The sequence below is a fragment of the Legionella cincinnatiensis genome (assembly GCF_900452415.1).
Taxonomy (GTDB): Bacteria; Pseudomonadota; Gammaproteobacteria; order Legionellales; family Legionellaceae; genus Legionella; species Legionella cincinnatiensis.
Map to the genome: position 1 here is coordinate 1,681,070 of NZ_UGNX01000001.1, position 13,957 is coordinate 1,695,026.

Genomic DNA, 13,957 nt, shown 5'->3' on the forward strand with positions numbered 1-13,957 from the left:
CTCCTCAGCCCAAACGGGCCGAAATGAAGACTGGATCTAAATAGATTCTTTATCCGAAACTCACGTTAAGTTAACGTTGAAAAATTATATTCATTAACTAAGACAAGCTTAGGGGCTTCACAAAAGACGCCAATAAAATTGCCTGAAGAACGGCTCGCTATTTAAGCTTATTTAATATTTGCTCCAGATAAATGGCGGCTTTTTCTAGCTCTTCTTTGTGGTGATAATAGTGTGGCGAGATTCTAAGATATTGTCCTTCTCTAACTGAAACGGTAGTATTTCGTGTGTTTAGTTCATGATGGATTATTTCAGCATCAGGATGCTTAAATGTAACTATACCTAGCCGCATTTCTTGGGGGGTGAGCCAGTGTAATTGCGGGAAGTTATCTAAAAAGAATTGAGTGTTTGCTAATACTTTCTCCTTGATGCGAGCATATCCTATTGATGTTAAATGCTCTAAGGAGGCATTTAACCCTGCAATAGCAATATGATTCATAGTTCCTGTTAGATAGCGCTTTGCACTTTCTTGGAACGTTAAGTCATAATTTAAAAGCTCCCATGGATTTTCAACGCCTAACCAACCTACGTAACTTGGTATTAGTTTTTCTTGTAATTCATTGGTCACATAAATAAAACCGAGCCCTTCGGGGGCCATTAGCCATTTATGGCTACCACAGGATAAAAAATCAATGCCGATTTGTTCCACTTCTAAATCAGTGGCTCCTAATCCTTGTATCGCGTCGACACACAATAATGTGCCATTTTGTTTACAGATTTTGCCTATTTTAGCGAGATCAATTGCGTGTCCATTAAGGAATTGTACCATGCTAATGGATAGCAATTTGGTATTAGGCTTGAGTGCTCTTTCAATATCGGAGCTATCAATTATAGGGTTTTTATTATCGATATAATCAATTTCAACACCATGTCGCTGACAGTTTAAGAATGGATAAATGTTTGCTGGAAATTCTTGATTATTGAGGAGAATCCTATCTCCTTTTTTCCAGGGATAGCCATTTGCTAATATATTTAAGCCCGTGCTTGTATTTGGTGTAAGACAAATGCGTAGGGGATCCGTGTGTAGTAGCACACCAATTTTTTTGTAAACATCTTCTATGATAAGTTGAAATGAAAAATAATTTTCAATATTTTTTATATGCCTTTCTTCAACATAACTGATAATCGCTTCTTTTACACTGAAAGAAAAAGGGCTAACAGCAGCATGATTTAAGTATATTTGATTTTGAGTGTGGGGAAAGTTATCCATTACTTCGCCTTTAATATAAAAATAACATACAGTATAACTAAATGATATTGTTCACTAAATCAAGATATTCTGCTTCATTGAGTACAAACTACTGCCGCTTTTTGTTAAAGAAGTGTTAATTGTACCTTTACGAATTTATTAAAAAGCTGATTGTGTTATTTTTAGTACGTAACATATGCTTAAATATAAGGAATCTTGCGATGTCGAAAACCATGATTGCTCTTTCTGGATTTTTTCTCTTGTCGTTGTTTACTAAGATTTCTGCGGCTGAGAATATTGAATGTAAAGATCATAATCATAATCCAATAACGATCAAACCAAAGACAATAACCATTTATAATGATTCTGAGACAACGATTTATCCCGTCTTAGCAACCAGTAAAAATGCTGTAAATGAGTGGCTTCAAGGGTGTTTTCGTACTAGTGAACTCTATCCAACAGATTATGTTTATAAATTATATGTGAATGAAAATACAGGAATTGCCCCAGGATCATCGGTTACGATTATACTCCCATTGTATAGTGAATTATCGAAAGGGCGCTACATTACTTGGTGGAATGGCGGGCGTGTGGTGTTGGCTGATAAAAATGACAGACTTCGTAATGAAAAAGATGACGAGTTGGTGACTCCTTCTAGTGTTAGTTGTCAGGGACAAAACACTGAATGTAAACTGAGCACGTATTCGAGTGATGTTCAGTTTCCAGAAAATATATACGCGCAGTTATCAGAGTATACTTTTGGAGATTCTATTATACCACCGAAACAGTCCTTGCGCTTATTAAAGCCAGAGAATGTGGGCTACAATATTTCATACGTCGATCATGTTTACATGCCTATTGCCATAGCACCTAAAAATAATCCCTATATTGGGTATAGTGGATCAGGACAGTCTTTAAGTGCTTTTCGAGAGCATCTTGATTCATTTCTAAAAACAACTATTGGACAGGGCTGGCCCGTTTATAATTTGAGTGAATTAAAATTACCAGGTGGCTATAATATTTATGCACAACGCTCAGGCACCTTACCTCCCGAAGATAATGTCCCAGTCAAACCCAAAGATGGCTTTCCACCAGTATTGACTGTATTGGCTTGTATTCAAGGAGAATGTACTGAAGAACAAAAAAAATCACTTCACTTTGGGGAAGCGGTACAACGAATGCAAAATCTATGGGGTTCTTGTGTTGTCTGGGATGAAGACATTAGTAAATACGTGACACAAAAAATAGATTGCCCTCAAGATTTAAAAACAAACCTTCAGGCAGTACAGCAGTTTTTCAGACAAAACCATCAACAATATTTGCAAATGTATGCTGATGGAAAATGTAATTTGAATCATGGCTCCAAGCCAGTCCCGTTTAATTACTGGGAAGCGATTAATCATATTTATGGCTGGGTGCCCTTTAATGAAGGATGTGGTGCTGCAGCTAATCCATTAGCTGATACTAAGATTCCAGGGTGGGATCATGCTAAGATTCAATCCATGTATATTCATGATTTACAGTATAACTATAAGGGATCCAACATTTCTCCAGAAGTATTGTTCAATCCTTATGTGCAATTAATTCATGATAAAAATTATCTTTCTATGGATGCTTATGGATTCTCTGTTGATGATGCCGTAGGTTTTATGAGCGAGCTAGGGGATGGATTGATTTTTACGGTAGGTGGAACTCAAGGTCTTGAAAATCAACAGCAATTTAATTATGCCGATGGTTTTTCTGTAGCGATAGGAGTACCGTCTTCCATGGTCGATAAAGTGAATACTCCTTTGATTAAGAAATATGGTGTGTGTGTCTTAAATCAAGAAGCAGGAGATCCAAATTGTCAGCAAGATAAGCAGGACATTATTATGCCGACAAATAGCCAGATAGCTGGGTTTAGGGTGGGTACAGTGGCTGCTTATCCAATTAAGGTTCGATTTACAGATTTAAATGATAATGAGTATGTGTTTATCGTTAATGAAAAGTTTGCCCCATGTACGGGAGATCCTGCCCAATGTCCAAGTAATAAGGCAGAAATAGTCAATAAGCAATCCTGCCTTGTAACCAATAGTAAAGGAGAAAAACATCCTAAATCAGATGATTGGTGCCAAAATGCCAATCCAAATCAACAAAACGAGAAGCAATTGACTAAAAATTATATTAGCTTTCCATCACCTGTTGATTATATGAACTAATATTAAAAAAGACATGGTATGTTGCATGGATGCAATGATGTATCAAAAATAGAGGAAAATATTATTAATGGGTGTGAGAGAAGATAATGATTTTTTTGCTAATTCTTATAATCATTGTTGGCTATATAATAGTCACAGGACTTTATATAGTAAACCAACAAGAAGCGGTGCTTGTTGAACGACTAGGAAAATTCAATAGGGTGGCTTATGCTGGACTGAACTTCAAAATCCCACTCCTTGAATGGATTTCTGGGAGAGTATCATTGAGAGTGCAGCAGCTGAATGTGAAAATTGATACAAAAACAAAAGACAATGTTATTGTTCAAATTCAAGTTTCAGTACAGTATCGTATTAAGTCGGACGCAATTTATGAGGCATTTTATAAGCTTGAAAATCCCGCACAGCAAATTACTGCTTATGTATTAGATTTGGTTCGTTCCGAAACCCCAAGCATGATTCTTGATGATGTATTTGAGAAGAAAGACAGTATTGCCAATGCTGTGGGTAAAGAGCTGACTCAAACCATGCAGGAATTTGGTTTTGAAATTGTAAAGGCATTAGTGACTAATATTGAATTAGAAGAGAAAGTTAAAAATGCCATGAATGAAATTAACGAACAACAACGCTTACAGGTAGCGGCTCAGGCTAAAGGAGAGGCAGAGAAAATTTTAATGGTTAAAAGAGCGGAAGCCGAGGCAGAAAGTAAGAAACTACAGGGGGAGGGTACTGCTAACCAACGAAAGGCAATAGTGGATGGTTTACGTCAATCTGTAGATGATTTTCAAAAAACAGTTTCTGATATTACTGCAGCGGATATAATGAATTTAGTATTAGTGACCCAATATTTTGATACGTTAAGAGAAATTGGGGCTAATGACAAATCCAATACTATTTTGTTACCTCATTCGCCATCGGGTTTGAAAGATATTGCAGCTCAGATGCAAGAAGGAATTATCACTGGTAATTTGGTTAGTAAAGAAACTAAATGAGTATTTATTTCAGACAGTGTTTTCTTTAATGAGGTATATTAAAGAGCAAATCTATTACACCATATTGTTTTGCATTTGCATCAATTGATTCAGTTTACTTAGTCCAATTGTGCGACGTCATATCCAATTTTTAGCCTCGCATTTTTGTTTCGTCACTACACTGAGTAAAAAACTTTGCAGAGGACAATTTTTATGATCTAAGCATCTGTAGTGTATTAAAATTAAATAATTCGGATATACATATTCTAAATTGAGATACTTTCTTACAAGGATTAATGAGTAAATCCCGTATAAAATCTAAACCATAGCGAAAAAAGCTATTTTGAGGGCGATTATTTTCACGATGCCGATTTATTTTAATGGCTTTTTTATTACGTGCCCTCCATTCGCCTATTTTATGCGCCCAACACATACCAAGTGCTAAAACAGCCATTAATTTTTCAACGCGTTCTAAGGAGGTCATGTGAGTTTCCTCAAAACGAAAACCTCGTCCTTTTAAAGCATGAAAAAGACATTCTATCTCCCATCTTCTAAGATAGATTGGAATTGCATTTTTAGGAGATTGATTCGTTGCAACAATCATTAACTCACCTTTTTCAGAGCGTGCTCCCGCAATGAAAACTCGTTGCCCAAATAACTCTACTGCTACATCAAATACTTTGTGTTCTTTAGGTTTTAATTCTTTGAATATTTTTTTAGCAGTAAATAATTTTTTCTTCTTAATATGCACCATTGAGCCTTCTTTAATCCGAATATAAAAGGGGATATTCTTTTTATTTAACCAATTAAATAAACCACCACTGCCAAATTCACGATCACCTAATAGGCCCATAATTTGAGAAGAACCAAAACACTTTAAAAATCGATTTATTAATGCTTTTTGTTCTTTTATATTTGAGCTTCCTGCCTTAGGAAGACAAGTCCAAAACAAAGGAATAGATATTCCTTCATACGCAACACCTAACATAAAAATATTGATCTTTTGTTTCCCCCAATACCAATTGGTTCTATCTATTGTTAAATAGATTTTTTGTGTGTTAGAAAAAAATAATTTAAAGATTAACCGCGCAAAAATTGTGTAATCGATTTTGAATTGCCTGAAAAAGCGTTGAAGTCGTTTATAACGAGAACTCACTTCCGCTTTCGATGCAAAAGCCACTGCTAGTTCACTTAAATTGACTGTGCGAACCACATATAAAGCCAGTAGCATGCGTGCAAAACAATCTAATCTGGCCTTGTTCCAAGGAAGGTTTTCACCTAATATTCTCTTCAACTCGCTGATTTTATTCATATAATCCTCTTTTTTGGCGAAAAGAATTATATAAAATCACTTTAAAATCAGCGAGTTATTTCTTATTTTTCATCTCCCTTTTCAAAAATTGTCCTCTGCAAAGAGTAAAAAATATAAAACTTCAATTATTAATATTCTGTTAATTAACGTGATATATAATTCGCCAAAATTTAAATTTATTTAGCTTTTAGCTTAAAAAATTACGAAAGAGAATGCGATGTCAAAAGATTCACCAGAAGTACTCAACGCAAAGACCACCATTATTAAAAATAGTATTAAAGAAGATCAATTAGCAGTGGCACAGCAGTGGTTAAAAACATTTAAACATAATGCTTCAGATGATCCAGCTACTAATATATCTAAATTACTATTGGCTTGCGTTGCTCAGGGGGAGTTTAAAACACGTTCTTCATTGGTTAAAACTAAAGAACTGACCAATCCAAGTGATGTACTTACATCAATTGATTATTTATCACATGCTAGTCGAGTCATTGTCGATTATAAGAATTTATCAACAGAAAATCTGAAGGAATTTTTAGCGTTTTTTCCTGAAGCAGGAAGTAAAGGAATTGTCTCACGATCTGCAACTCATGGGGTTATTCGTAAAGGGGAAAAAATTACAGAACTAAAAGGCTTTATGCTCGGTGTTATGGGACAGATACCGACCCTTATTAAAACCCCCTATGATTTTGGCGTAAACATTGCCATGGGTGGAGAGAATGAAAAGAATCTAATTGGAAAGAATATCAATAAAAATGGCTTTAGCGGCCATATGTATTTCCATCACTATACTCCAGATCAGCTAATGATGTTGGGTTTAGAGCAAAGTGCTCCTTCTTCTTCAATTTTAGAAGCCCTCTGGGGACATCCTAAAGAAGATGAGAGTATACAGTCAGATACGGATCAATTTGGTCAGGGGCATTCTTTAACTGGTGCTTCGGATACATTCACCGCAGCAGGATCATTATATTTTAGTGATCCCGTTTATCAAGCAAAATTACTTACTGAAACTGGCAATGTAACTCCTGATAAATATGGCGCGATGCAAGTTTCTTTAAATGATGATAATTGGCCTAAAATTAAAGAATATTTAGAGACTTTAACGTCAAATTTTGATAAGGGTGATGAGTTTGTTTTAGAGCAAATAATGACACCACCTTCTACGGCCGTCAAAAAAGACTTGGAAATAGAAAGTTACATTGCACTTGATTTTAAAACATATTTAAAAAATATTAGACCCCTATTGGAAGAAGTTGATCCTTCTGTATTTGATATTCTTGTTGAAAGTCAAATGAAGCTGCAATCCAAATTATTATTGAATATTGAGACATTAAGCCAAGGCTATACTGTTGACGGGTATCAACAATTCTTGAAAACGTTGCAACAAATTTCGGAGGTTGCCAACACCCCTAAAGCATATATTGAAGCAATTTCACGAGTAAGAGATTTATTTGAATTACAACGAAAGATTGATCCCAAATTAAAACAAACCCATGACGATTTAATTATTCAACAACGTTGTAATGAACTTGTTCTTTCAATAAATAATCTAGAAACAAAAGCGAAACTCATCCGCAAACTTCTTTCTTCTGAATCTTATATTAAAGAAGACAATGTTTCAGAATATTTAGAGCATTTATCAACCCATATGAAAAAGCTTGAGGAAATCCTTAAAATTGTAAGCTCAGGATTTTTAGTAGAGGAAATGAAAATAGAAAAAGAAGTATCCATTGAGGATAGTTTGATTTTACAAGAGAACTTAGAAAACAGCTGGATTAATCTTAAGTCTTTAAAATTGGCTGACCTCGATGAATATGAAATGATGATGCAAAAAATGGGATTATTTTTACAACAATGTCCAGTAGAAGTAGAGAAAATGCTCAAAGTACAGGTTATTGAAGATTATACACTTGAAGAGAAACCACTGGAGATTGAACCTATTAAAGATGATATTACTGACTTTATGGAAGCGGTACAAAAATACTATCAGACAAGAAATGAAAAACCTGAAATTGCGATGTACAATTTCTGGAGTTGGAGTAAACAGGCTAAAAAAATTGCCGCTGATGTTTTAATTGATATTTTACAAAGTATTAAAGAAGGTAAAACAATTACTGAAACACAGTGCAATAATTTGGCAATTCATAAACGTTGTATCGAAAATGGAGAATTCGGTGTAGCAGTACAAACCTATCTTAAAAGACTTGGGTTTGAACGACTTGAGCAATTAGTAGAAACTAAATCAGAAGATAACTTATTTGATGTTCCTGATATTACTGAAAAGGAACTTGCTACGGTTAATGACATACAACCGCTTGTTAATACAATGCAACAATTCAAATTGGAATTGAGTAATTTGAAAGAAGAGGTCGAGGAAACGGAACTTACTCTTAACGCTCAAACAGTCAAAGTGACTGTCAAATAAGGATACATATTTTACTTACCCTGTTCTCGCAAGTTGTGAAAAGAGAACTAATAAGCAATTAGTTGAGTAAGATATAGGGATTTTTGAACATACGAATAGCTCTGCTGGTTAAGTGCTAAAAACAAAATCCTCACTGGATATTGCTTAGTGAGGATTGAGTGAGTTTCTTCAACTGATATTGTATAACGACAACATCGCATGGTAATTACTGGAAGCTTAATGAATTGATACTATCATTTTCATTCGCATTATCATGGGCGTTTGTATTCTCATTTTCACTGGTATTTGCAGTGATGAGATCATCATGTGCTCCACACGCTTTATCTAAATCACGTGGAGTTGCATTAGTCTGACTTGATGAAAGTTGGCCGAGTTGAGGGCCGTCTGCGTTTTGTGGTGTTTGTTGATTATTTTGCGCAGCATTCGTATTTTGTACGAATTGGTTAGGGGTTTGTTGCTTCTGGTTTGGTGCATCGACAGAATCCAAACCTTTAAGTAACCAATCCATCATTTCATTCGTAAGTGCTACCATATTCTTATAATAATCTTTTTCATCAGGACTTTGTTTCATTGCTTTCTCCAAAAAATAATTTCGTTTTTCTTAAAGGGCCATGGGGCTTGGTTTAGTAATAATTGGCAGTTTTCAATTTATCCAAACAGATATCATTGAATTAAGTGTTGACGAGTTCATGATTTTTCTCTCTTAAAAGTGTTTTGCATCTGATTAAATTAAATCATTATTGCCAATATTTGACCAATTCATAATTTTTATATATTATATTAAAATATTAAATAGTATTTTATTTTCAATGAGTTATGTGGAATTATCTGGCGATAATAAAAAATTTCTGCAGTTGCTGTTTTCATTTTTTAAAGAGCATGTTGATACACTTATTAAGGAGGAACATAGTGCTTGGTGAGTGCTCTTGAGATCTAAACGATGTTGATGTTTTTAATAAGTGGCTTCAAATGAAAATTTATGATGATGTTGTTTCCTTGAGGGGTGTAGCTAAGAGGACATGAAGCAATAAATTTGATCCTAATGAGCTATTTTACCTCCTGAGTTGGCAAAATATTTTTACTATCTTAAATATTTGCATTGGATAATTAAAAACTCGAGGGAAGATTCATTAATGATTATTAGCTGACTCTTCCAAAACTTCTTGAGAAGATGGGGGCTAGCCATATTCTGGTCGTAGTGGCCGCCAATTCATAAAAACTGCACAAGCTTGAGTATCTTGGCATTTTTAATCTGTCTTTTCTTTAGCATTTCGATGCAACTCAATTCCTGCAATAGATGTTGCGGGTGCTGCAAATGATTTAAAAACAATTGTCAAAAAAAACCGCATAAATTTTTATACATTTCTATTTTATTTAATGTGAAACAAAGAAGAGAGATTTTTTTAGCTTAAAAGTTACTTTATTATTTCTAACTAATTGAAATTAAAAACATATTTAACAAATATATATCACATATAAACATAATCAATTGGAATTATATTGGTCAATTAGATTAAATAGAAACATGATGTTTTAAATGTGCTTAGTCAATGGCTGCAAATTTATTCTGGCTAAGAGTTAACAAAAATCACTCAAGTAGGGACTTATAATGTTTGAAGAAATAATAAAAATCTTAAGAGATAAAGTAACTGTAAAAAAGAATGTTAAGGAAGCAATAGAGTTAAGTAAGCAAATTGGCCACCAAAAAAACTTGCTGCTTATTTTAGATATTTTAAAAAATGCACCAGAAAACAGTATTGATGTAGTTGTTTGCAATCAGTTAATATCTATTAAGCTTTGAGACAATATGGATAGCTTGTTTGTCGAATCCTAAAAACAAAAATCCTCACTTAATATTACTTAGTGAGGATTGAGAGCACTTCTACAACACATCACATAGTAATTCGTCCTACAATTTTTCTCAGTAATCACTGCTTTGCAATGTCCCTCCACATTTATATAAATCAGTTATTTTATGATGGTTATGTCTTGCTCCATCATCGATTGGAATACAACCATTTAAAAAATTTGAGCCCGAACTCGCAAAAAAACAACGAGATCAAAAACTTCTTTAGAAGAAGCCTTTTGACTAGTGAGTTAATTTTTCACTTCTAAACTTGACAAAACACAAATCAGATGGCAATACGCCTCGAGGTGATCTAAAATATACATTATGAATAAAATTTAAACATTTAGATTTAAATTTAATCATCTGTGGTGGTTGTCATGAAACAAAAAGACGATGAAGGCATTTTGGACCGTAGTAGGCGGGGGGTTGTAAAAACAGGGATTAACTATGTAAAAAAAACAGCGATGGTTGGTGTTTTCATAGGTGAGATAGTGCCTATAACTGTGACCGCACTGGCTGTTAAAGGGATCACTCATGTAGCGAGTAAGATGGATGAGGGAAATATCAATAAGCAAAAAAAATTAGAACAGGATCTGGTTGGACTAGAGCAACGCAAGCAGGAGTTGGAGCAAACAATAAACAAAACACAAGACATGCTAAAGCATATAAAGGAGCATCCAGAAGATCGCGATGAATTTCCTGACGTTGAGGAGTTGAAAAAAAATCTGAAGGATGCGCGTAACGAAAAAGCTAAAATTATAACGAAAGAAATTCCAAAAATAAAAGAGGAGATGGAGAAAGCTGGAAGTAATGTGCTAGTGAAGCAATTAAGTCTGGTGGATCAACAAATTAATGATACCTTATCGAAAGGAGTCGAAATGGTTAAAGATAATATTACTACTTTTAAAGAAAAAGGATTGGTTTCTGGAACGACAAAACTCGTAACAAATGTGGTATCGCAAGTCCCTGGTGCTAATACTACTTTGAAAACAGGCATGAAAATCGTTGATACAATTTCTTCTGGAAAATTGGAATCAGGAGTAGTTTCTAAGGTAACTAAAGAAATTACTGGAGGAATTATTAAAGCGAGTGGTTTAAATGATATTTTAAAAGTAACTGGTGGTAAGGAAGTTGTAAAGGCAATGGTTAAAGAAAATATACAACCTGGAATAAAAGATCAAGTAAAAAATATTGTCAGTAATATTGGAAGTTACTTTAGCTGGTGGGATAAAACACCTAAAGAAAATAAAGGCCTTAGCATTTGATAAGGAGAATAATTTATGAGTATCTTTACCTCCAGGATGATGGCAGCTTTCACACCAAGCGATTTGTTTATTAATTTATATGGTTCGATAATGAGCGAATATGATAAAGAACCACATAATTCAGGCGCTTATGATGAGCTTGCTGAAATTGTAGAAAGCGCCAATGAAGAGGGTATTTTATCAGTGATAATGCGAAATGAAAAAACTCTTTATTTGTTTCCTATAACAGATATCCCACAAAAAGATGATTTCCTCTTGCAACTAACTAGCAACAGCAAACAAATTTTACAATATGAATTTAAAAAATGGTTTGGCCCTAAAGAGGTGTATGATGCGCTAATACCCCAAGATCAAGAAATTACTCAAGTATTGTTACAGTATTTCTCTTATCTCTTCTTTGTGCATCATTTATCTTTTGCCAAGGGTCGATCGAATTGTCTTTATCTGAAGATTTCCCCCGGAAAAAAGTTAACAGAGTGGTTAATAAAAATAGGAAAAAAAGATATCAAACCAATGTTGAATTTAATAAAAAATAAACCTCCTGTTGAATTTTTTGATTCTATAACTACCATCATGGTTGAAACATCAGTAACTGATAAGGATGAGATTAATCTTTTTTTAAAAGAGCATATTGATACACTTATTAAGTATGAACATATTGCTTGGTTAGGTGCTCTTGAGATTGAGGATCCCCAATTACAATGGCCTTCAGATCTAAACGATCTTGATGTTTTTAATGAATGGTTTCAAATTGAAATTTACGATGATGTTGTTTCCTTAGGATCTATAGCTGATCAAGACGTGGGGCAATAAATTTGATTTTCTGTAATGAATCATCCCACCACTGAGTTGGCAAAATATTTTTACCCGCTTAATGTTCAAAACTTGAGTATATCCGGCATTTTTCATCTTTCTTTTCTTTTCATTTCGATGTAACTCAATTCCTGCAATAGTTGTTTCAGCTACTTCAAAATGATTTAAAACCAACTCTCAGAAAAAACGTATAAATCTTTATGTATTCTATTTTATTCCATATGAATCTAAGAAGAGAGATTTTTTTAGCTTAAAAGTTACTTTATTATTTCTAACTAATTGAAATTAAAAACATATTTAACAAATATATATCACATATAAACATAATCAATTGGAATTATATTGGTCAATTAGATTAAATAGAAACATGATGTTTTAAATGTGCTTAGTCAATGGCTGCAAATTTATTCTGGCTAAGAGTTAACAAAAATCACTTAAAGTAGGGACTTATAATGTTTGAAGAAATAATAAAAATCTTAAGAGATAAAGTAACTGTAAAAAAGAATGTTAAGGAAGCAATAGAGTTAAGTAAGCAAATTGGCCACCAAAAAAACTTGCTGCTTATTTTAGATATTTTAAAAAATGCACCAGAAAACAGTATTGATGTAGTTGTTTGCAATCAGTTAATGAATAAGTTTAATAGAAATTGGGCTTTTACATGTGCTGTCCATAATTTATTAATTACAAAGGAAATAATTAATGAGGCTAGCTTTAATAGCTTCATTACAATGGCAGGGAAAAACAGGCAGTTTGGTGCAGCAAAAAATGCCTTTGAGTTAGCTCGAAAAAGAAATTTAGCAAATGAGATTACCTTCAATAGTTTCATTGTTGCCGCAGGAAAAAATGGGCAATTTGATGCTGCGCAACATGCTTTTGAATTATCTAAAGAATTAAAATTAGCCAGTGCAGTGACTTTCGCCAGTTTTATTGATGTAGCCGGTAAAAATGGGCAGTTTAAAGCGGCACAAGATGCATTTGAGTTAGCTAAAAATTGGAAATTGGTCAATGAAGTCACCTTTGCCAGTTTTATTGATGTAGCGGGAAAAAGCAGGCATTTTGAAATCGCGCAATATGCATTTGAATTAGCTAAAAACTGGAAATTGGCCAATGAAGTTACCTTTGCGAGTTTTATTGATGCGGCAGGAAAAAACGAGCGGTTTGATGAAGCACAAAAGGCCTTTGAAGTAGCTAAACTCTCACACTTAGCAAATCAAATTACTTTTAATAGCTTCATTAACGCAGCAGGAAAGAATGGTCAGTTTGAAGCAGCGCAAAATGCTTTTGAACTGGCTAAGGAAAGACGATTAATCGATAAGATCACGTTTGCCAGTTTTATTGATTTAGCTGGAAAGAATGGACAGTTTAAAGCGGCACAAGATGCATTTGAGTTAGCTAAAAAGTGGAAATTGATCAACGAAGTTACTTTTAATAGTTTTATAAGCATAGCAGGGAAGAATAAGCAGTTTGAAATGGCGCAAAAAGCTTTCGAGTTAGCTAAAAAATGGAAGTTGGCAAATAAAGTTACTTTTGCCAGTTTTATTGATGCAGCAGGAAAAAATGGGCAATTTGATGCTGCGCAAAATGCTTTTGAATTAGCTAAGAAATGGAACTGGTATGATTGTTACACTTTTAATAGTTTTATTGATGCAGCCGGAAAAAATGGCCATTTTGGCGCTGCACAAAATGCTTTTAAACAAGCTATGGTTTTGCAATTAGCTGATGAATTAACGTTTGCTTGCTTTATCGACTCAGCGGAGAAAAATGGACAGTTTGAAGCAGCACAAAATGCCTTTGAGCTAGCTAAAAGATTGAAATTAGCAGAGAAACTTATTCTTCCTGGTTTTGTTGCTGCGGCAGTGTCTGAATAAAACAAAAGCGTGA

The 13,957-nt window shown here is 34.1% G+C and carries 10 protein-coding genes; 7 read left to right on the forward strand and 3 right to left on the reverse strand.

Translation table 11 applies throughout. The annotated features are described in order from the left end of the window. Positions 1-157: 157 nt before the first annotated feature. The gene (locus tag DYH34_RS07480) at positions 158-1,267 is read right to left on the reverse strand and encodes an aminotransferase class V-fold PLP-dependent enzyme (protein WP_058466250.1); all 1,110 of its coding nucleotides are present in this window, start codon (positions 1,265-1,267) and stop codon (positions 158-160) included. 200 nt (positions 1,268-1,467) lie between these two features. On the opposite strand from DYH34_RS07480, the gene DYH34_RS07485 reads away from it, so the two are divergent. Then, positions 1,468-3,444 (forward strand): hypothetical protein, encoded by a 1,977-nt coding sequence (locus DYH34_RS07485; RefSeq protein ID WP_058466251.1) that lies wholly within the window; start codon positions 1,468-1,470, stop codon positions 3,442-3,444. Between the two features lie 86 nt (positions 3,445-3,530). Beyond that, positions 3,531-4,433 (forward strand): SPFH domain-containing protein, encoded by a 903-nt coding sequence (locus tag DYH34_RS07490; RefSeq protein ID WP_058466252.1) that lies wholly within the window; start codon positions 3,531-3,533, stop codon positions 4,431-4,433. A gap of 190 nt (positions 4,434-4,623) precedes the next feature. On the opposite strand, the gene DYH34_RS07495 is transcribed toward DYH34_RS07490, so the two are convergent. Beyond that, the gene (locus DYH34_RS07495) at positions 4,624-5,724 is read right to left on the reverse strand and encodes an IS4 family transposase (protein ID WP_058466253.1); all 1,101 of its coding nucleotides are present in this window, start codon (positions 5,722-5,724) and stop codon (positions 4,624-4,626) included. 217 nt (positions 5,725-5,941) lie between these two features. On the opposite strand from DYH34_RS07495, the gene DYH34_RS07500 reads away from it, so the two are divergent. Further along, positions 5,942-8,149 (forward strand): hypothetical protein, encoded by a 2,208-nt coding sequence (locus DYH34_RS07500; RefSeq protein WP_058463352.1) that lies wholly within the window; start codon positions 5,942-5,944, stop codon positions 8,147-8,149. Positions 8,150-8,354: 205 nt separating this feature from the next. Here DYH34_RS07500 and DYH34_RS07505 read toward each other — a convergent pair whose 3' ends face one another. Continuing rightward, positions 8,355-8,720 carry a hypothetical protein gene (locus tag DYH34_RS07505; protein ID WP_058463351.1) on the reverse strand — a complete coding sequence of 122 codons (366 nt, stop codon included), beginning with the start codon at positions 8,718-8,720 and terminating at the stop codon, positions 8,355-8,357. Between the two features lie 1,038 nt (positions 8,721-9,758). On the opposite strand from DYH34_RS07505, the gene DYH34_RS07510 reads away from it, so the two are divergent. The 4 genes from DYH34_RS07510 to DYH34_RS07525 all read left to right on the forward strand — a co-directional run bounded on the left by DYH34_RS07510 (position 9,759) and on the right by DYH34_RS07525 (position 13,944). After that, on the forward strand, positions 9,759-9,950 hold the full coding sequence (locus DYH34_RS07510) for a hypothetical protein (protein WP_244918533.1): 192 nt from the start codon (positions 9,759-9,761) through the stop codon (positions 9,948-9,950). A 425-nt stretch (positions 9,951-10,375) separates the two neighbouring features. Beyond that, positions 10,376-11,263: a hypothetical protein gene (locus tag DYH34_RS07515; protein ID WP_058464424.1), complete on the forward strand. Its 888-nt coding sequence runs from the start codon at positions 10,376-10,378 to the stop codon at positions 11,261-11,263. 15 nt (positions 11,264-11,278) lie between these two features. After that, positions 11,279-12,076 carry a hypothetical protein gene (locus tag DYH34_RS07520; RefSeq protein ID WP_058464425.1) on the forward strand — a complete coding sequence of 266 codons (798 nt, stop codon included), beginning with the start codon at positions 11,279-11,281 and terminating at the stop codon, positions 12,074-12,076. A 452-nt stretch (positions 12,077-12,528) separates the two neighbouring features. Further along, positions 12,529-13,944: a pentatricopeptide repeat-containing protein gene (locus DYH34_RS07525; RefSeq protein ID WP_058463350.1), complete on the forward strand. Its 1,416-nt coding sequence runs from the start codon at positions 12,529-12,531 to the stop codon at positions 13,942-13,944. Positions 13,945-13,957 lie beyond the last annotated feature (13 nt).